18 protein-coding genes are annotated in these 18,336 nt (G+C 71.2%); 14 read left to right on the top strand and 4 right to left on the bottom strand.

The window, feature by feature from the left end; all coding sequences use genetic code 11:
- Positions 1–3 precede the first annotated feature (3 nt).
- On the top strand, positions 4–999 hold the full coding sequence (locus OM076_RS26845; protein ID WP_270043187.1) for a M48 family metallopeptidase: 996 nt from the start codon (positions 4–6) through the stop codon (positions 997–999).
- Here OM076_RS26845 and OM076_RS26850 read toward each other — a convergent pair.
- On the bottom strand, positions 885–3,065 hold the full coding sequence (locus tag OM076_RS26850) for a putative bifunctional diguanylate cyclase/phosphodiesterase (RefSeq protein WP_270043188.1): 2,181 nt from the start codon (positions 3,063–3,065) through the stop codon (positions 885–887). The two genes, OM076_RS26845 and OM076_RS26850, sit on opposite strands and share 115 nt — an antisense overlap.
- A gap of 139 nt (positions 3,066–3,204) precedes the next feature.
- The gene (locus OM076_RS26855) at positions 3,205–4,824 is read right to left on the bottom strand and encodes an N-acetylmuramoyl-L-alanine amidase (RefSeq protein WP_270043189.1); all 1,620 of its coding nucleotides are present in this window, start codon (positions 4,822–4,824) and stop codon (positions 3,205–3,207) included.
- A 107-nt stretch (positions 4,825–4,931) separates the two neighbouring features.
- Here OM076_RS26855 and OM076_RS26860 point away from each other — a divergent pair, with 107 nt between their 5' ends.
- The 12 genes from OM076_RS26860 to OM076_RS26915 all read left to right on the top strand — a co-directional run bounded on the left by OM076_RS26860 (position 4,932) and on the right by OM076_RS26915 (position 16,228).
- Positions 4,932–5,822, top strand: a complete 891-nt coding sequence (locus OM076_RS26860) for a metal ABC transporter substrate-binding protein (protein ID WP_270043190.1) — start codon at positions 4,932–4,934, stop codon at positions 5,820–5,822.
- The gene (locus OM076_RS26865) at positions 5,815–6,645 is read left to right on the top strand and encodes a metal ABC transporter permease (protein ID WP_270043191.1); all 831 of its coding nucleotides are present in this window, start codon (positions 5,815–5,817) and stop codon (positions 6,643–6,645) included. The genes OM076_RS26860 and OM076_RS26865 overlap by 8 nt, the downstream gene beginning before the upstream one ends.
- Entirely contained in the window at positions 6,642–7,391 is a 750-nt protein-coding gene (locus OM076_RS26870) for a metal ABC transporter ATP-binding protein (protein ID WP_270043192.1), read from the top strand. Before OM076_RS26865 ends, OM076_RS26870 begins: the two co-directional genes overlap by 4 nt.
- Positions 7,391–8,185, top strand: coding sequence for a metal ABC transporter permease (locus OM076_RS26875; RefSeq protein ID WP_270043193.1), 795 nt, complete (start codon positions 7,391–7,393; stop codon positions 8,183–8,185). The genes OM076_RS26870 and OM076_RS26875 overlap by 1 nt, the downstream gene beginning before the upstream one ends.
- An 8-nt stretch (positions 8,186–8,193) precedes the next feature.
- Positions 8,194–8,865 (top strand): metal-dependent transcriptional regulator, encoded by a 672-nt coding sequence (locus OM076_RS46335; RefSeq protein WP_270043194.1) that lies wholly within the window; start codon positions 8,194–8,196, stop codon positions 8,863–8,865.
- Positions 8,862–10,163, top strand: coding sequence for an Nramp family divalent metal transporter (locus tag OM076_RS26885; RefSeq protein ID WP_270043195.1), 1,302 nt, complete (start codon positions 8,862–8,864; stop codon positions 10,161–10,163). The genes OM076_RS46335 and OM076_RS26885 overlap by 4 nt, the downstream gene beginning before the upstream one ends.
- A 110-nt stretch (positions 10,164–10,273) precedes the next feature.
- Positions 10,274–10,885 carry an LppP/LprE family lipoprotein gene (locus OM076_RS26890; RefSeq protein ID WP_270043196.1) on the top strand — a complete coding sequence of 204 codons (612 nt, stop codon included), beginning with the start codon at positions 10,274–10,276 and terminating at the stop codon, positions 10,883–10,885.
- 44 nt (positions 10,886–10,929) lie between these two features.
- Positions 10,930–12,558, top strand: coding sequence for an AMP-binding protein (locus OM076_RS26895; RefSeq protein ID WP_270043197.1), 1,629 nt, complete (start codon positions 10,930–10,932; stop codon positions 12,556–12,558).
- A gap of 1 nt (position 12,559) precedes the next feature.
- Complete coding sequence (locus OM076_RS26900) at positions 12,560–13,222, top strand: SOS response-associated peptidase (protein WP_270043198.1); 663 nt, start codon at positions 12,560–12,562, stop codon at positions 13,220–13,222.
- Positions 13,223–13,234: 12 nt separating this feature from the next.
- On the top strand, positions 13,235–15,025 hold the full coding sequence (locus tag OM076_RS26905; RefSeq protein WP_270043199.1) for a potassium/proton antiporter: 1,791 nt from the start codon (positions 13,235–13,237) through the stop codon (positions 15,023–15,025).
- A 102-nt stretch (positions 15,026–15,127) separates the two neighbouring features.
- On the top strand, positions 15,128–15,853 hold the full coding sequence (locus OM076_RS26910) for a dihydrofolate reductase family protein (RefSeq protein ID WP_270043200.1): 726 nt from the start codon (positions 15,128–15,130) through the stop codon (positions 15,851–15,853).
- A 12-nt stretch (positions 15,854–15,865) separates the two neighbouring features.
- Positions 15,866–16,228, top strand: coding sequence for a YciI family protein (locus OM076_RS26915; RefSeq protein WP_372518083.1), 363 nt, complete (start codon positions 15,866–15,868; stop codon positions 16,226–16,228).
- Between the two features lie 107 nt (positions 16,229–16,335).
- Here the strand turns inward: OM076_RS26915 and OM076_RS26920 are convergent, their stop codons facing one another.
- Together OM076_RS26920 and OM076_RS26925 are read right to left on the bottom strand one after the other, a co-directional pair.
- Positions 16,336–17,022 carry a hypothetical protein gene (locus OM076_RS26920; protein WP_270043201.1) on the bottom strand — a complete coding sequence of 229 codons (687 nt, stop codon included), beginning with the start codon at positions 17,020–17,022 and terminating at the stop codon, positions 16,336–16,338.
- Between the two features lie 89 nt (positions 17,023–17,111).
- Positions 17,112–17,684 (bottom strand): metallophosphoesterase family protein, encoded by a 573-nt coding sequence (locus OM076_RS26925; protein WP_270043202.1) that lies wholly within the window; start codon positions 17,682–17,684, stop codon positions 17,112–17,114.
- Positions 17,685–17,724: 40 nt separating this feature from the next.
- Between OM076_RS26925 and OM076_RS26930 the strand changes: the two genes are divergently transcribed.
- Complete coding sequence (locus OM076_RS26930; protein WP_270043203.1) at positions 17,725–18,324, top strand: J domain-containing protein; 600 nt, start codon at positions 17,725–17,727, stop codon at positions 18,322–18,324.
- Positions 18,325–18,336: the final 12 nt, after the last annotated feature.

An 18,336-nucleotide genomic window follows, 5' to 3' on the forward strand; every position in this document is an offset into this window, starting at 1 on the left:
GTGATGGACCTGCCCGAAGACCAGCGCCTCAAGGACATTTCCCCCAAGGCGTACGAGCATCCCGCGGATCGTGCCGCGACCGCCGCGCTGCAACAGATCCCGATGATGGACACGGTCGTGCGCAGGTTGATCGAGTTCGGCGAGCGCTCGATCTTCCAGCAGCTGATGGCCGGCGCGGTCCGGCTCGGGGAGGACCAGATGCCGGACGTGTGGGCGTCGCACCGCGCGGCGCTGGCCCGGCTGGACATCGACTACATCCCGGATCTCTACATCTGGCAGATGCCGCTCACCAACGCGATGGCGATCGGCTCCAAGAAGCCGATCGTGGTGCTCAACTCGGGCACGGTGAACCTGATGGACGAGCACGAGCTGCGGACCGTGCTCGGCCACGAGGCGGGCCACATCCTGTCCGACCACGTGCTCTACCAGACCGCGCTCTACATCCTGCTGCAGCTCGGCGCCGGCCCGTTGTCGCGCCTGCCGTTCTTCGCCGGCCTGCCGCTGCTGGCGATCCGGCTCGCCCTGCTCGAGTGGTTCCGCGCGGCGGAGCTCAGCTGCGACCGCGCGGCGACGCTCGTCAACCGCAGCCCGATGACGACGTGCCAGACGATGATGGTCATCTCCGCCGGCGCCGCCTCGCGCAAGCTCAGCCTCGACGCGTTCGTCAAGCAGGCCAACGAGTACGTGGACTGGGAGCCCGGCTGGGACAAGCTGATGCGCTTCGGCCGCGAGCTCACGCTCACGCATCCCTACCCCGTGCGGCGCGTGCACGAGCTGATGACGTGGGTCCGCTCGGGCGACTACGACCGGATCATGGCCGGCGAGTACGTCAAGCGGGGCTCCAAGGCCGACGCCCGCCAGGAGGCCGGCGACGCCGCCGAGTTCTACGCCGACAAGTTCCGGACGATCTTCAAGGAGACCGGCGAAGGGTTCACCAAGGCCGGCGACAAGGCCGGCGACGCGGCCGACAAGCTGTCGGACTGGCTGAAGCAGAGGTAGTCGGCCGGGACCGGCTTGGAGAAGTGGTAGCCCTGCGCGACGTGGCAACCCAGGTCGCGCAGCGCGGCTGCCTGCTCGGCGCTCTCGACGCCCTCGCCCACGGCGATCACGCCCAGGGCGTGGGCCAGCTGGACGATCGCGGTGATGATCGCCCGCGCGTCGCGTGAGTCCAGCAGGCCGTCGACGAAGGACTTGTCGATCTTGATCACGTCGACGGGCAGCAGGTACTTCAGGTGCGAGAGCGAGGAGTAGCCGACGCCGAAGTCGTCGATCGCCAGCCGCACGCCGAGCGCCTTCAGGCCCTGGAGGATGCGGTGCGCGGCCTCGGGGTCCTCCATGATCGCGCTCTCGGTGATCTCCAGGCACAGCGCCGACGCCGGCAGGTCGTTGACGCGCAGCGCCCGCTCGACCACGCCCGCGAGCTCCGGGCTCGAGAGCTGGCGCGGCGACAGATTGACCGCCATCACGAAGTCGACCTGGCCTTCGGCGCGCCACTTCGCCGCCTGGCGGCAGGCCTCCTCGAGCACCCACTCGCCGATCGGGACGATCAGGCCGCTCTGCTCGGCGATCGGCACGAAGCGGGCGGGGGAGACCGCGCCGAGCTTCGGGTGCTGCCAGCGCAGCAAGGCCTCGACACCGAACATCTTGGTCGTGTCGGCGAGCATGACCTCCGGCTGGTAGGCGAGCGAGAGCTCGCCGCCGGCGAGCGCGTCGCGCAGCTCGGCCTCCATCTCGAGGCGCTCGACGGCGCGTGAGCGCACGCCGCGATCGAAGAACTCAAGCTGGGCCTTGCCGTGCTCCTTGGCCTGGTACATGGCCGCGTCGGCGTCGCGCAGCAGCTCCTCGGCGGTGACCTCGCCCTCGCCGCCGTCGGCGACGGCGATGCCGATGCTCGAGCTCAGGAACCGCTGGCGCCCGTCGAGCTCGAACGGGCGCTTGATCTCGGCGGCGACGCGGTCGGCGATCCGGCGCAGGTCGGAGAGGCTCATGATCCGCTCGAGCAGGATCACGAACTCGTCCCCGCCGAAGCGGGCGATCGTGTCGCCCGGCCGGACGGCTGACGTGAGCCGCTCGGCGGCGGCGACCAGCAGCTCGTCGCCGGCGCGGTGGCCGAGCGAGTCGTTGATGACCTTGAAGTCGTCGATGTCGGCGAACAGGACGGCCAGGCGGGTGTTGGACTCGCTGCGGCGCTCGAGCGCCTCGGCCAGCGTGCGGTCGAAGAGCGCGCGATTGGGCAGCCCGGTCAGCGGGTCGTGGTGCGCCTGATGATCGAGCCGTTCGGCGTCCTGCTTGCGGGCGGTGATGTCGACGCCCTGGGAGATGTAGTGGTCGGCGTTGGAGGCGACGTCGCGGATCAGCGAGTGGCGCCAGACGAACCAGCCGAGGCTGCCGTCCGCGCGGACGTAGCGCTGCTCCTGCTCCGGGCCGTCGGACTCGGGCGGCCAGCTCTCGCGCAGCGCCTGACGGTCGGCGACCGGCGCGTAGTCCCAGAAGGAGACCGCGCCGACGCCCGCGCGCTCGCGCAGCTCTTCGTTCGCCTGCAGGACCGTGCCGTCGGGCGCGACCAGCGCCATCGCCACCGGCGCGGCATCGAAGACGCGCCGGAAGCGCTCGTCGGAGTTCGCGGTCGCGGCGCGGGCGTTCTGGTTGGCCCGCCATGAGACGAGGTTGGTGGCCGCCAGCGCGGCGACGAACAGGCCGTGGATCGCCGCCCAGCGCCACGCGGCGCCGGACTGGTGGTCGAAGACGGCGCCGCTCTCCCAGAAGCTGATCACGCCGTGCTGCAGGACGACGAAGGCGATCGCCAGCAGGTACGCCCACCACTCCTCGTAGAGCGCCAGGGCGCCGACCATCACGAAGTAGTGGAAGTGCGCCTCGATCGTCCCGTGCGCGGACACGACGACCAGCGCCGAGCAGGAGAGCAGCGCCATCGCGCACATCGAGGACCGCCAGCCGCGCGACAGCCGGGGCGACAACGCGGCGAGGCCGAAGGCCGCCGGCCCGATGTCGAACGCCCAGGCCGCGGCGAGCGACCAGCCCTGGCTGACGGCGAACGCCGGCAGCACGACGAGATGCGCGGCGAGGACCAGCAGGAGCCCACGATGACGCGCCGCCCAGACCTCTGGAGGTAGGGCGCGGCCACGCGGTAGCCAGGCGGATATCCGGGACATCTCCCCCGGGTGTTCGGAGCCTGACCGAAAAACTTCAGTGCACCGCGCGAAGTGTGCGCCGCCGGGTGACGCCTTCGGCGATGATGCTGACGCGGTACAGCCCCGCCTTGGTGGGCCGGACCTTGGTCTCGAAGCGGCCGGCGCGCACCGCGATGCGCTTGCGCTGGACGGTCACCCAGCGGGTGCCAACTTGGCGCTCCAGGAGGCATTGCACCAGCGGTCCGGACGGGGCGACGGTGCCGCTGACGGCGAAGCTCGTGCCCGCCTTGGCGCGCCGCTTGTCGCTCGTCAGGGTCATGCTGGGCACGACCAGGACGCTGATCGGGGCGGACTCCAGCCGCCCCCGCGTCGCGTCGCCGGCGAACACCGCGCGGACCTTGCCGCTGGCGGGGAGTTGGGCGCTCGTCGCCCAGCTGCCGTCGAGCCCGCAGACGGTCGTCGTCACGGGTGACCACGCCGAGGCGCCAGTCAGATACTCGACGGTGAGCGTGGCGCCGGCGGGCGACGAGCCGTCGGCGAAGCGCAGCACGCCGGAGACGTTCGTCGGCTTGGCGCCCTTCTGGCTGGAGGCCTTGACGGTGATCGCCGAGACCGGGTGCGAGTACTTCGCGGCGCGGGCCCGCAGGTCCGGCAGCTGGGCGTAGAGCTGCTCGCCGGGGCAGGAGGTCTGGCAGCCGTCGCGGTGGCCGCTGACCCGGTCGAAGGCGACCAGCTGGCCGCTCGGGTAGCGGTTGCTCTCGCCGCCGCCGGACTCGAGCGTCACCTGCCCCGCGACGGGGACGCCGTGAAGCGAGAGCTTCCAGCCGATCAGCCGGGCGAGCGACTCCATCGCGGGCGCGTCGAGCGGGATGTTGGTGAACGTGCCGAGGCAGGCGATGCCGGTCGAGACGCTGTTCCAGCCCTGCGCCTGCGCGCCGATCACGGCGGCTTCGACACCGCCGGCACGGCCCTCGAAGACGACCCCGTAGCGGTCGACGAGGAAGTTGTAGCCGATGTCGTTCCAGCCGTTGGAATCGCGGTGATAGCGGGCGATTCCCAGGACGATCCCGGCCGATTCCTCCGGCGCGTAGTCGACCGCCGTGACCGTGTGATGGACGAACGCGGCCTGCACCGTGCCGTAGCTCGGAGCGGCGCGCGGCGGCACCTGATCCGCGCCCCAGTTCGCGCGCGGGACGATCGCGGGCGCACCGCCGGCCTGGGCGGCGCGGGCGTGCGCGGCGGGCGCGTGGGGGAGGGCGCGGACGAAGCGGACCTTCAGGCCCGCGACGCCTCCCCGGTGCCGGAGCTGCAGCTCGTCGGCGGTGCCGGTGAAGACGGGATCGGTGCCGTTGACGGTGCCGTGGCTGGCGGGCAGCGGCGTCCAGCGGGTCCAGCGGCCGCCGGCGGGGCGGGTGCGGATCTGGGCCTGGAAGTTCGCGGCTCTCGCCCAGCGCAAGCCGGCGAGATCGAAGCGGCGCGGGGCCTGCAGGACCGTCGTCGAGTGCCAGCGGGCGGTGCTCGCGTGGGCGAGCCCGTCGGGGAGCGCGAGCTCGAACACGGCGGAGTCGTGTGCGGCCGCGAGCGCGGGGGAGGGGACGCGCAGGGCTCCGAGTGCGGCGACGCCCGCGCCGAGACGAAGCGCCTGGCGGCGCGTGAGGCGATGAGGACCAACCATCAGCGTTCGGAACACAGCATGGCCGCGATCGGAGCGTCCGGGGTCGATGAAAGTGATCTTCCAGCCGGTAACAAAATGGGAATGAGTTTCAGTAAGCTTGCACGCCGATGTTTCGCCGCGCCGCCCTTTTCCTTGTCCTGCTGCCGATTGCCGCTGCCGGCTGCGGCGGTTCAGGCACCGGTGGCTCGGACGCGCCGACCGTCGTCGCGACGACCACCCAGCTCGCCGATTTCGCCCGCAACATCGCACCCGGGGTGAAGGTCACCTCGATCCTGTCGCCCAACACGGACCCGCACGAGTACGAGGTGCGCCCGGACGACGTCAAGGCGCTCGCGTCCGCGGACATCGTGCTGCGCTCCGGCGGCGAGGTCGACGCGTGGCTCGGCGGGGCGCTGGACGCCGCGGGCGTCAAGGAGCAGGACGTCGTCGACGTGGGTCGCGCCGCCGGTCTGGAGGGCGGTGATCCGCACTGGTGGCAGGACCCGGTGCGCGCCGAGCGGGCCGCGGTCGCGATCGGCCATGCCTTCGCCGCCGCGGGCTTGCCGGATCGCTCGGCGGCGTACGTCGCGCGGCTGCGGCGGCTCGACGCGGGCGTGCGCGCGTGCCTGGACCGCGTGCCGGCGGCGGAGCGCAAGCTCGTCACCTCCCACGACGCGCTCGGCTACTACGCCCGCCGCTACGGGATCACGGTCATCGGCGCGGTGATCCCGGCGCTGACGACGGCCGCGCAGCCCTCGGCGGGCGATGTGACGAAGCTCGTCGACACGATCAAGCGCGAGGGCGTCAAGACGATCTTCGCCGAGAGCTCGGTCAACCCGAAGGTCGAAGAGGCGATCGCCCGCGAGACCGGCGCGAAGCTCGGGCCGGCGCTGTGGGCGGACTCGCTCGGGCCGAAGGACTCCGACGGCGCGACGTACATCGCCTCGATCGCCGCCAACACCCGCGCGCTCGTGCAGGGCTTCACCGGCGGCGCGGTCGTCTGCCCTGTCGATGCCTGACTTCGCTGCGCCCTACATCCAGCGCGGGATCGCGGAGATCCTGCTGCTGGCCGTGATCGCCGGTGTCCTGGGGACGTGGGTGGTGCTCCGGCGGCTGCCGTTCTACACGCACGCGATCGGCACCGCGACCTTCCCGGGGCTGGTCGTGGCGGGGCCGTGGGGCGTTCCCGCGCAGCTGACCGCGCTGGTGTGCGCGGTGGGGTTCGGGGGCGTGCTCGAGCGCATTCAGCGGACGCGGCGGGTGGACCCGGACGCGGCGATCGGGCTGCTGCTGGTGGCGGCGCTCGCCATCGGCGTCGTCCTGGCGAGCGACGTCTACCACTCGGGCGCGGGCGTGGACCGGTTGCTCTTCGGCTCGCTGATCGCCTTGAGCCCGGCGGACCTCTGGCTGACCGCGGCGGCGGCCGTCGGCGTGCTGGCGTGTGACGCGGCGCTGCGCCGTTCCTGGCTGGCAAGCGGCTTCGACGCCGACGGCGCGCGGGCGGGAGGGGTGCGCGTGGCCACCGCCGATCGCGCCCTGCTGCTCGCCGTGGCGGTCGCGGTCGTCGTGGCCTTGGACGCCGTCGGCGCGCTGCTCGTGACGGTCGTGTTGACGGTTCCGGCGGCCACGATCCGGCTCTTCGAGCCCGCCTTGCGCACGCAGCAGCTGCTGACCTTCGCCCTGGCAGCCGTCGAAGGCCTCGCCGCGATCTGGGTCGCGGACGCGTTCAACGTCGGTCCTGGCCCGGCCATGGCCGTCCTCGGCGCGCTCGTCTACGCCCTCGCCGCGCTCACGCCACAACATAAATGGGGTCTGACCCCATTTAGGAAGGTCGAGGGTTGAAGTCGAGGGTTGTCACCCGCGAGCTGCGCGGTGGGTACGTGCGCGGCGCCGACGTGCTCGGCGGCGTGGATTTCTCGGTCGCCGCGGGGGAGATCGCCGCGGTGCTCGGGCCCAACGGCGGCGGCAAGACGACGCTGTTCCGCGCGCTGCTGGGCGAGCTGCCGTTCCGGACCGGCGAGGTCACGCTGGCCGGGCGGCCGGCGTACGTCCCGCAGACCGAGGGCGCGCGGCTGGACTTCCCGGTCAGCGCCCACGACGTGGCGCTGATGGGCGCCTACGGGCGCACGCCCTGGTTCAAGCGGGTGGGGCGCGACGACCGGGCGCGGGCGGACGCGGCGCTCGAGCGGGTCGGTCTCGCCGATCGCGCCCACGCGCGGTTCGGGACGCTCTCCGGTGGGCAGCGCCAGCGGGTGCTGATCGCGCGAGCCCTCGTGCAGGACGCGCCGGTCCTGCTGCTCGACGAGCCGCTGTCGGGCGTTGACCGGCCGAGCGCCGCGCAGATCGAGCGCGTCTTCGCCGAGCTGCGGGCGGAAGGGCGGGCGCTGCTGGTCGCCACCCACGACGTCGCGCAGGCACGCGCCTGGCCGCTCGTGCTCTGCCTCAACCACGGCCAGGTCGCGTTCGGCCCGCCTGAGGAGACGCTGACCACCGACGTCCTGCGCCGCACCTACGGCGACGAGCTCGTGATCCTCGACGGCGCCGGCCAGGCCGTCACGGTCGCGTGCCATCACCAGCACGAGCACTGATGCTCTCCAGCGGGATCATGCAGCGCGCGTTCCTCGAGGCGATCGTCCTCGGGCTGGCCTGCGGGCCGCTGGGCGTGTGGATCCTGCTGCTGCGGCGCGCGTACGCGGCCGAGTCGCTCTCGCACGCGATGCTGCCCGGGCTCGTGCTCGCGGCGCTCGCCGGGGTGCCGCTGATCCTCGGCGCGGCGGGCGGCGTGCTCGTCGCGGCGGGCGGGATCGCGCTCGTGGCGCGCGACGCGCGGGCCGGAGGAGACGTCGGCGTGGCGGTCGTCGTCTCCGGGCTGTTCGGCCTCGGCGGCATCCTCGCGCTCTCGCCCGAGACGCCGCCACGGCTCGGAGAGCTGCTCTTCGGCGACCTGCTCGGGATCACCAACGGCGACCTCGTCGCCGCCGCGGCGCTGTCGATCGGCGTCCTGATCGCGCTCGCGGCCGCTTACCGCGCGCTGACGGCGACCGCGTTCGCGCGTGGCAGCGCGCAGGCGCTCGGGATCCGGCCCGCGCGGGCCGACCTCGCGCTGCTCGCGGTGCTGGCCGTGACGACCGTCGCCGCCGTGCAGGGGCTCGGGAACCTGCTGCTGGTCGCGCTGGTGCTCGCGCCCGCCGCGGCGGCGCTGAACCTCGCGCAGCGGCTCCCCTCGATCCTCGCGCTCTCGGCCGCGCTGGCCGTGGTGGCGGGCATCGCCGGGTTGATCATCTCCTACGAGCTCGAGATCGCGGCGGGCGCAAGTATCGCTCTCTGCGCCGTGGCACTTTCTTCTCTCGGCCTCTTGAAACCAAAGTTAGGCGTGCCATAATTTGATCCGTGGCCACCCGTGAAACCGAATTCTCCAGCGCCGTAGAGGATTACGCGAAGGCGATCTACGCGCTGCAGGAAGGCGAAGAACCGGTTGGCATCACGGCGATCGCGCACCGCGTCAGCGTCACGCCCGCCTCGGCGAGCGGCATGGTGCGCAAGCTCGACGAGCTCGGCCTCGTCACCCACGAGCGCTACCGCGGCGTGCGCCTGACCGAGACCGGCACCCGCCTGGCGCTGCAGATGATCCGGCACCACCGGCTGCTGGAGCTCTACCTGGCCGAGTCGCTGGGCGTGCCGTGGGACCGCGTGCACCAGGAGGCGGAAGTGCTCGAGCACGTCCTCTCCAAGGAGCTCGAGGCGCTGATCGCCGCCAAGCTCGGCAACCCGACGCACGACCCGCACGGCGACCCGATTCCGGACGCCGACCTCGTCCTCCCGGTGGAGCGGACGGCCTGTCTCTCCACGCTGGAGCCGGGCGAGGAGGCGACGGTCGTGCGGATCTCCGACGCTGAGCCGGAGATGCTGCGCTATCTCGCGGCGCGCGAGATCGTCCCCGGCACCCACCTGCGCGTCATCGACAAGCAGCCGTTCGGCGGCCCGTTGTTCGTCGAGGTCGCGGGCGCCACGCACGCGCTCGGCGGCCAGCTCGCCACCTCGATGCGGGTGCGGACGTCGTGAACCCGCCCACGGTCCTCGAAGCCGCGGCCGCGGCGACGTCCGACGGCGCGCCGATCGCGATCTCGCCGCTGCGCGCGCTGCGCTCCCGCGGCAAGGTCCGCGGGGTCGTCGGCATGCTCGGCCCGGCGTTCGTCGCCGCCGTCGCCTACATCGACCCGGGCAACTTCGCGACGAACATCGCCGGCGGCGCCAAGTACGGCTACATGCTGCTGTGGGTCATCGTCGCCGCGAACCTGATGGCGATGCTCGTGCAGTACCTGTCGGCCAAGACCGGCATCGCCACGGGCAAGAACCTGCCGGAGCTCTGCCGCGAGCACTTCCCCAAGCCCGTCACCTTCGGGCTCTGGCTGCAGGCCGAGGCGATCGCCATCGCCACCGACCTCGCCGAGTTCGTCGGCGCCGCGATCGCCCTCAATCTCCTCTTCGGCGTCCCGCCGTTCGTCGCCGGCCTGATGACCGCGGTCGTCGCGTTCGCGATCCTCGAGCTGCAGACCCGCGGGCACCGCAAGTTCGAGATCGCGATCACGGGCTTCCTGGCGATCGTCTTCCTCGGCTTCATGTACGACCTGCTGCAGGTCGGCGTCGACACGCGCGAATTCGCCAAGGGGCTGATCCCCACCTTCCAGGGCACGGACAGCATCCTGCTGGCGGTCGGCATCCTCGGCGCGACCGTGATGCCCCACGTCGTCTACCTGCATTCGGCGCTGACCTCGCGCCGCATCAAGCCCGAGAGCACGTCCGAGAAGCGCGAGCTGCTGAATTTCGAGCGCCTGGACGTCTTCCTCGCGATGGGCCTCGCCGGGATCATCAACATCTCGATGCTGGTCGTCGCCGCGCAGCTCTTCCACAACTCCGGTCTGACCGACGTGGACTCGATCGAGGGCGCGCACCTCGGCTTCACCACGCTGCTCGGCGGCGGCGCGGCGCTGGCCTTCGCGGTCGCGCTGCTCGCCTCAGGGCTGAGCAGCTCAAGCGTCGGCACGTTCGCCGGCCAGGTCGTGATGCAGGGCTTCATCAACCGCCGCATCCCGCTCTTCGCCCGCCGCGCGGTCACGATGGCGCCGTCGCTGGTCATCCTCGCGATCGGCGTCAACCCGAGCACCACGCTGGTCATCTCGCAGGTCGTGCTCAGCTTCGGCATCCCGTTCGCGCTCGTGCCGATGGTGCTGCTCACGCGCCGGGTGGACATCATGGGCGCGCTGGTCAACCGCCGGCTCACGACCGTCGTCGCGGGCATCGTCGCGTTCTTGATCATCTGCCTCAACGGCTTCCTGCTCTACGACACGTTCCTCGGATAAGGCGTGTTTGGGTCCTAGGCCCTATTGACGGGCCGTGAGCGTTCGGCGATGCTCCGCGCGGGATGGACTCGAGTTCGCGCAGGGTGCAGGCGGAGCGCAATCGGAACCGGTTGCCGCCACGACGGAAGGCGTATCGCTGGACGCGCAGGATCGCGGGGCTGATCGCGACGCTCGCGTTCATCGGCGTCGGTGTGGCGATCGCGTCGATGGTGATGCCCGACAAGGACTCCACGTCCGCCGCCGCGGCCACCCCGACGGCGACGCCCGCCAAGCACGCGACCAAGAAGAAGGCCGCGGCCAAGAAGAAGCCGGCCAAGCCCAAGGGGCCGACCAAGGCGGAGCGCGAGGCGCTCAAGGCGGCCATCGCCGTCGTGCGCCAGAAGGGCTACACGACGCTCAAGCCGAGCGATTACCACTACAAGTCGACCTTCCGGGTCCTGATCGGGCGGCCGGTGGGCGACTCCGGTGGCGGTTCGCGCGCCTTCTTCTTCATCAAGGACCAGTTCCTGGGCAACGACGCGCTGAACCCGAGCACGAAGCTCAGCGTCAGCAAGGCGCAGAAGATGACCGTCACGCTCACCTACGGCGTGTACGCGCCCGGCGACACGCCCGGCTCCCCGAGCCAGAAGAAGCGCGTGCGCTTCCGGCTGGAGGGCACGGCGATCCACGCCCTCGACACGATCCCGCTCGACAGCGCACGATTCCAGCGCCCCAAGGGCTGACCTCCATTAGGCTCTCCCCGTAGGAGAGACCGAGGAGGACCCGCATGGAGCCGTCGTACGCATCCGGGACGTCGTCAACGCCGCTGTTGGGCGACACCATCGGTGACAACCTCGACCGCACGATCGCCCGGTTCCCGGAGCGCGAGGCGCTCGTCTCGGTCCACCAGGACCTCCGCTACACGTACTCGCAGTTCGGGGAAGCGGTCGATCGCACCGCGCGCGCGTTCCTCGCCGCGGGGATCGAGGCCGGCGACCGCGTCGGCATCTGGAGCCCCAACTGCGCCGAGTGGGCGCTCGTGCAGTACGCGACCGCCAAGGCCGGGATCATCCTCGTCAACATCAATCCGGCCTACCGGACGTCCGAGCTCGAGTACGTCCTGCGCCAGTCCGGGTGCCGGATGCTCGTCGCCGCGACCACGTTCAAGACATCTGATTACGTACAGATGGTCGGCGCGGTGCGCGACAACATCATCGGGCTCGAGCAGGTGGTGTTCATCGGGCGCGACTGGGAGGAGTTCATCGCCCGCGGCGAGCGCTCCTCGGCCGAGGAGCTGCGCGCGCGCCAGGCCGCGACCCAGTTCGACGACCCGATCAACATCCAGTACACGAGCGGCACCACGGGCTTCCCGAAGGGCGCGACGCTCAGCCACCACAACATCCTCAACAACGGCTACTTCGTCGGCCGCGGCTGCCGGTACTCCGAGGCGGACCGGGTCTGCATCCCGGTGCCCTACTACCACTGCTTCGGCATGGTCATGGGCAACCTCGCGTGCACGTCGCACGGCGCCTGCATGGTGATCCCGGCGGGGGCGTTCGACCCGGTCGCCACGCTGCAGGCCGTCCAGGACGAGCAGTGCACGAGCCTCTATGGCGTGCCGACGATGTTCATCGCCGAGCTCGAGCACCCCGAGTTCGGCGAGTTCGACCTCACCAGCCTGCGCACCGGGATCATGGCCGGCTCGCCGTGCCCGATCGAGACGATGCGCCGCGTGGTCTCTGAGATGCACATGGAGGAGGTCACGATCTGTTACGGCATGACCGAGACCTCGCCCGTGTCGACGCAGACGGCCGCCGACGACCCGCTGGACAAGCGGGTGGGGACGGTCGGCCGCGTGCACCCGCACCTCGAGTCCAAGGTCGTGGACCCCGAGACCGGCGCGATCGTGGCGCGCGGCGAGCCGGGTGAGCTGTGCACGCGCGGCTACAGCGTGATGCTCGGATACTGGGAGGAGCCGGAGAAGACCGCGGACGCGATCGACCGCGCCCGCTGGATGCACACCGGCGACCTCGCGCAGATGGACGAGGAGGGCTACCTGAAGATCGTCGGGCGCATCAAGGACATGGTCATCCGCGGCGGTGAGAACGTGTACCCGCGCGAGATCGAGGAGTTCCTGATGGGCCATCCGGACATCGCCGACGTGCAGGTCGTGGGCGTGCCGGATCCGCGCTACGGCGAAGAGCTGATGGCGTGGATCGTCACGCGCCGCGGCGCCGAGCTCGACCGCGACGCGGTCGCGGAGTTCTGCAAGGGCAAGATCGCCCACTACAAGGTCCCCCGCTACGTTGAAGTGGTGAGCGAGTTCCCGATGACCGTGACCGGCAAGGTCCAGAAGTACAAGCTGCGCGAGCTGGCGATCGAGGAACTGGGTCTCGCGGAAGTGGAGACGGCCTAGCTTGTGCGGCCGGTACACGCTGTCGACGGTCGACGGCCCCGAGATCGCGCAGCGCTTCGGCCTCATCTCACCGCCTGACGAAGAGACGCTCGGGCGCTTCAACGTGTGCCCGACGGAGACGATCGCCACCGTCCTGCAACCCAATGCGGCCGCCTCGGTGGCGTGGGGGCTGCGGCCGTTCCGCGGCCAGAAGTTCACGCCGATCAACGTGCGCTCGGAGACCGCCGCGCAGCGCTTCAAGTGGCTGATGACGGGCGGACGCTGCCTCGTGCTGGCCGACGGCTGGTACGAGTGGATGAAGCAGGAGCGCAAAGGCGCGCCGCGGCTGCCCTTCCGCTACACGGTCGACGGCGGCGTCCCGTTCGCCTTCGCCGGCCTGTATGACGGCACCGGCGCGGCGATCCTGACGACGACGGCGAACGAGATCTGCGCGCCCGTCCACGATCGGATGCCGGTCGTGCTCGAGGGGCCGGAGGCCGAGGCGGCGTGGCTGAGTTCCGACGTCGGCGCTGGAGAAGCGCTGGAGTTCCTCGTGCCGCTCGACAGTGCGCGGGTGTCGGTAGCACCCGCCAATCCCGCTGTCAATAAGGCGGGTGTCGAAGGCGCGGAGCTGCTGACACCCCCGGAAGCGCCTCTCACACCGCCTTCAGACTCGCTGTTCTGAAAGGGTCCATAGATGGACGTCGGGCTCGTCGCCCTCGCGGTCGGTGCATTGCTGACCGCGGGCATCGGTGCCTCGCTGCTCGCGGGGCGTCTTCGCCTGCCCGGCCTCGTCCTCGTGCTCATCCTCGGCATGGTCCTCGGGTCCGACGGCCTGCAGTGGATCAACTTCGGCGAGAAGCCCGAGGATTACGACGTCGCGCAGAACGCCGCGATCATGGCGCTCGCGCTGATCCTGTACGAGGGCGGCCTTTCCAGCGGCTGGGCGGAGATCAAGCCGGTCATCCGCGTCTCGGTCCTGCTCGCGACGGTCGGGACCGCTTTGACCGCCGGGATCACCGCCGTCGCCGCGGCGCTGCTCTTCACTGAGCTGAGCAACCTCGAGGCGCTGATCCTCGGCTCGACGGTGGCCGCGACCGACGCCGCCGCCGTGTTCGCCGTCCTGCGTGGCTCGACGCTGCGGCGCAAGCTCGCGCGCACGCTCGAGGGCGAATCGGGCGTCAACGACCCGATCGCCGTGTTGCTCGTGCTGGCGTCGATCGACGCCATCAACCACCCCGATTTCGGGCTGCTGGACGCGCTCTGGCTCGGCGTCAGCGAGCTCGCCGTGGGTGCGGCCGTGGGCCTGGCGATCGGCGGCTTTGGCGTGTGGGTGCTGCAGCGCGTGACGCTTCCGTCGGCCGGTCTGTATCCGGTCGCTTCCGTCGCCTTCGCGGCGATGGCGTACGGCGGCGCGGACACGCTGGGCGGCACGGGCTTTCTCGCCGTCTTTCTCGCGGGTCTCGTGATCGGCAGCGCGACCTCGCCCGCCCGGCGCACGATCATCACGTTCCACGAGGGCCTCGCGTGGGTCGCGCAGCTCGCGCTCTTCTTGCTGCTCGGGCTGCTCGTGAACCCGGGCGACCTGATCTCGATCATCCCCGAGGGCGCCGCGATCGCCATCGTCACCGCGGTCTTCGCGCGGCCGCTGGCGTCCGTGATCGTCGCCTACGGCTTCACGCTTCCCGAGCGGCTGATGCTCGGGTGGGCGGGGCTGCGGGGTGCGACCCCGATCGTGTTCGCGACGTTTCCCGTGACCGAGGACATCCCCCACGGCGAGTTGATCTTCCAGGTCGCCTTCTTCGTCGTGCTGTTCTCGACGATCCTCCAGGGTCTGACGATCGAGCCGGTCGCCCGCTGGCTCGGCGTGACCTCCGACGAGGCCGCGATCCCGGCGCCCCTGGTCGAGCCGGTGCTGCTGAACCGCTTGGGCGCCGAGACGATGCAGTTCCCGGTGCGCCCGGACGACGCGATCGCCGGTCACCCCGTCCGCGAGCTGGGCCTCCCGCGCGAAGCGCTGCTGAACGTGATCGTCCGCGGCGAGCGCGCGATCCCACCCCGCGGCTCGACGGTCATCCAGGTCGGCGATCAGCTGCACGTGCTCGTGCGCCAGGAGGTCGCGGTCGAGTTCCGGGAGCTGATGCGGCGCTGGCGCAAAGGCCCCATCGGCCTCGAGGAACGCCCGCGGCGCCGTCCGCGTTCGCGCCCTTCGGTCACGTCGATCCGGCCGTGGCAGCCCGACGACGGCGACCCCCAGCGCCCGAAGACGCTCGCCGGCAACGAGGTGGTCGAGCAGCTCCGCACACGCCGCGACGAGCCCGGCGCCCTCGTCCTGCTCGAGGACGGCCGCTACGGCGTCTCCGGCCCGCTGATGGCGGTCGGCCCGTCCGGCGAGCTGCAGGCCTTCGCCCGGCGGCGCCTGGCCAATGCGACGTCGCCGGGCGAGCGGGCGTGGTGGCAGGAGGTCGTGGGCGCGCTGGCGCGCTAGAAGGGCCTCGATCGTCAGCGCGTGTCGAGAACGGGCGGTCGGCTCCGACTTATGGGCACCGGCGGCCATCGGGGCCGCCAAACGCGAGAGGAAGCGCGAACGATGACCAAGGTGACCGCCCAGATGTCGGTGTCCCTCGACGGCTTCTACACCGGGCCGCGGGACACGCGGGACCCCAAGGACATGAGCGGCTGGATGGGGGGCCCCGAGGCGCCCGGCTTCTTCCGGGTCACCCGCTGGGCCGTCGACGCCATGGCGTGGCGCGAGCGGCAGGGCTTCGCCGGCGGCGAGCGGTCGATCGACTCGGAGATCATCGGGGAGACGTTCGCGGCGGCCGGTGCCTATGTCATGGGGCGGCGCATGTTCGACGCCGGCGAGGTCCCCTGGGGCGAGGAGCCGCCGTTCCGGGCCCCGGTGTTCGTCGTCACCCACCGCTCCCGGGCCCTGCTGGAACGCCGGGGTGGCACCTCCTTCACCTTTGTCACCGAAGGACTCGAGCGGGCCGTCGAGCTGGCCCGCGACGCCGCCGGTGGCAAGGACGTGGCGGTGTCCGGCGGCGGGGAGCTCCTGCGCCAGGTGCTGACCGCCGGGCTGCTCGACGAGCTCGAGGTGCACATCGCCCCGGTGCTGCTGGGCGACGGCCAGCGCCTGTTCGACCCCAGCCTCGGCCTCGGCGCCGACGACGGCATCGAGCTGGTCCCGACCCGGGTCGTCGAGGCGCCCGGGGTCACCCACATTCGCTACACCGTCACCGGGCGGTCGAAGCTGGTGCTGGACGATCGCGGCGCCGGCGGCGAGCTGGTCGGACCGGCGCAGTCAGAGCGGTGAGAGGAGCGAGCTGTGAAGTACATGCTGCTGATCTACGGCAACGAGGAAGCGTTCAGCTCGGTGGGTGAGGAGGCCTTCGCCGAGATCCTGCGCGCGACCGATGCCCTCAACCAGGAGCTGTTCGAGTCGGGTGAGCTGGTCGGCGCCTATGGCGTGGCCGACCAGGTGAACGCGAAGCTGGTCCGGGTCGCCGACGGGACGCCGGTGGTGACCGACGGCCCCTTCGCCGAGGCCAAGGAGTATCTGGGCAGCTTCACGATCCTCGATTGCGACAGCCTGGAACGGGCCCTGGAGATCGCGGCTCGCAACCCGTCGGCGCGCTACTGGGGTGTCGAGGTCCGGCCACTCATGCACGAGGCCGACGTCGCGCCGTGAGCGACTGGCGGGCCGTCCGGCGCCTGGTCCCGGAGGTGCGCCGAGCGGCGGCCCGGCGCACCACCAGTGAACCCGAGCGGCGCCACCTCCTGACCCGTGCCGCGCGGCTAGGCGACGGCGAGCGTGCGCGCGACCGGGCGCGAGCCGTAACACGTGAGCGCGGCCGTGAGGCCGACGAAGAGGAGGCCCGCGATCAGGGTCGCGTAGCCGATCGTCGCGATCAGCGGGACCTTGGCGCCGGCGCTGACGGCGGCGGAGACGCCGCGTGAGCCGTCGGCGTTCATCACCACGATCGACCACTGGCCGGATTGGACGTTCCAGTGCAGGGCGTGGGCGCCGGTCGCGGCCCAGAAGCTCTGGAGCGCGGGCGGGCCGGGCTTGCGGGTGCCGTGGTACTGGGCGTAGGTGGCCTCAAACGGCGCGTAGTCGATGTCGGAGACCTCGCTGAAGGAGGTGCCGCTCAGCCAGGCCTTCACGTCGGACGTGGGGGCGATGCCGACGAACAGCGGCTTGCCGCCCTTGGCCATGGTCTGGAGGCGCAGCTCGCCGTAGCGGTCGGCCTCCAGGAGGAAGCCGGGTGAGCCCGCGCCGACTTCGAGGTTCGGCGTCGTGATGGCGTACTCGGCGGAGTCGAAGCGCTGGCTGCCGGTGGAGAGGTAGCCGTCGGCGTCCTTGTAGTGGCCGTTGGCCCACAGCAGCAGGCCGCCGGCGAGGAAGAGCGCGAACGCGATGAGACCGGTTACAGCCGCGCCCACAAGGGCGGCGGCTCCGGTGCGGTCGCGTCCGTTGATCATGCCTCCAGCGTCGCGTGGCGGCGGGCGAGCAAGTAGGGAGGCAACCGGTCAGGCAAAGGTAGGGTTGCCCGCCCATCGGGCCTAACCCCTCAGGTGAGTTCGACCACGCGCGCGCCGTTGACGTAGACGACCCGCGTCTCGCCGATGCGGTGCAGGAGGCTGCCGGGCGTGGGGTGGACGTGCCCGTGCAGGAGCCAGCGCGGCTGGTGCTTGAGCACCCACGGGCGCAGCGCCTCGAAGCCGATGTGGGCCGGATCGTCCGGGTCGTCGTTGACGCCCCGGGGCGGGCAATGGCACAGCAGCACGTCCGCCGCGGGTAGTTTGCGCATCAGCTTCTTGGCTTCGCGCTGCGTGTAGGACGGCCCGACCTTCGAGGTGCCGGAGCGGCGATAGGACACGCAGCCCTCGAACCCGCTGAACGACACCCCGTTGTCGAGATCGATCCGGTTGATGTGCACGTTGTCGATCCCGAACCAGGTCATGTACGGCTCGTCGTCGTGATTGCCGTAGACGCCGAGCTTGGGCAACGCGACCTTGTCGAGCGTCTCCAGCCAGCTCGGCTGGAGGTCGCCGAGGCAGACGACCGCCTCCACATCACATTGGGAGGCGAGCTTCGCGACATCGGCATGGAAGGGCCGATCCGCCAGGGCCAGGACCCGCATCAGAGCAATGTCTACCCGATCCTCGCGGCAGAATGTTCTGATGGACCCCTACGCCGTGCTCGGAGTGCGCCCCGGCGCCGCGGAGCAGGAGATCACCGCGGCCTACCGCGAGGCGGCCAAGCGCTGGCATCCGGACCGCTCGCCCGGGGAGGACGCGGCCGCGCGGATGGCGGAGATCAACGCCGCCTACGACCTCGTACGCGCCACGGCGCAGCACGGGCTCCAAGGCCCATGGAACCCCGGCGCGCCCACACCGCGGACCCGCGCCGCCACGCGCTCCGCCGGCAAGGGCGGGTGGCTGATCCCGCCGCTGCGGCTCGCGCTCGGCCCGGAGCTGCTGGACACGCTCAACCCCGACGAGGACGTCAAGCTCGTCACGCCGACCTCGACCTGGGCCAGCCCGCGGGCGATCCTCGCCGTCACCGAGCGCCGGCTGCTGTGGCTGCTCGACGACGCGCCGGTGGCGCGCGTGCACTCGCTGCCCTTTCGCAACGTGGCCGAGATCTCGCACAAGGTCCGCCGCAAGCACGCCACGCTGATGGTCCGCACGATCGCGGGGCGGCGCCATGTCTTCCACGATCTCCGCCCGCATACAGCGGCCAGTATCGAACGGCACGTTCAGCAACGACCGTTGAGCTAGCTACCGTTGGAG

Source organism: Solirubrobacter ginsenosidimutans (genome assembly GCF_027587205.1).

What these genes read in the sequence shown, in the direction of transcription:
- OM076_RS26845 (WP_270043187.1), top strand. Translation starts at nt 4, where the DNA reads ATGGACCTGCCCGAAGACCAGCGCCTCAAGGACATTTCCCCCAAGGCG.
- OM076_RS26855 (WP_270043189.1), bottom strand. Translation starts at nt 4,824, where the DNA reads ATGGTTGGTCCTCATCGCCTCACGCGCCGCCAGGCGCTTCGTCTCGGC.
- OM076_RS26860 (WP_270043190.1), top strand. Translation starts at nt 4,932, where the DNA reads ATGTTTCGCCGCGCCGCCCTTTTCCTTGTCCTGCTGCCGATTGCCGCT.
- OM076_RS26865 (WP_270043191.1), top strand. Translation starts at nt 5,815, where the DNA reads ATGCCTGACTTCGCTGCGCCCTACATCCAGCGCGGGATCGCGGAGATC.
- OM076_RS26875 (WP_270043193.1), top strand. Translation starts at nt 7,391, where the DNA reads ATGCTCTCCAGCGGGATCATGCAGCGCGCGTTCCTCGAGGCGATCGTC.
- OM076_RS26895 (WP_270043197.1), top strand. Translation starts at nt 10,930, where the DNA reads ATGGAGCCGTCGTACGCATCCGGGACGTCGTCAACGCCGCTGTTGGGC.
- OM076_RS26905 (WP_270043199.1), top strand. Translation starts at nt 13,235, where the DNA reads ATGGACGTCGGGCTCGTCGCCCTCGCGGTCGGTGCATTGCTGACCGCG.
- OM076_RS26910 (WP_270043200.1), top strand. Translation starts at nt 15,128, where the DNA reads ATGACCAAGGTGACCGCCCAGATGTCGGTGTCCCTCGACGGCTTCTAC.
- OM076_RS26920 (WP_270043201.1), bottom strand. Translation starts at nt 17,022, where the DNA reads ATGATCAACGGACGCGACCGCACCGGAGCCGCCGCCCTTGTGGGCGCG.
- OM076_RS26925 (WP_270043202.1), bottom strand. Translation starts at nt 17,684, where the DNA reads ATGCGGGTCCTGGCCCTGGCGGATCGGCCCTTCCATGCCGATGTCGCG.
- OM076_RS26930 (WP_270043203.1), top strand. Translation starts at nt 17,725, where the DNA reads ATGGACCCCTACGCCGTGCTCGGAGTGCGCCCCGGCGCCGCGGAGCAG.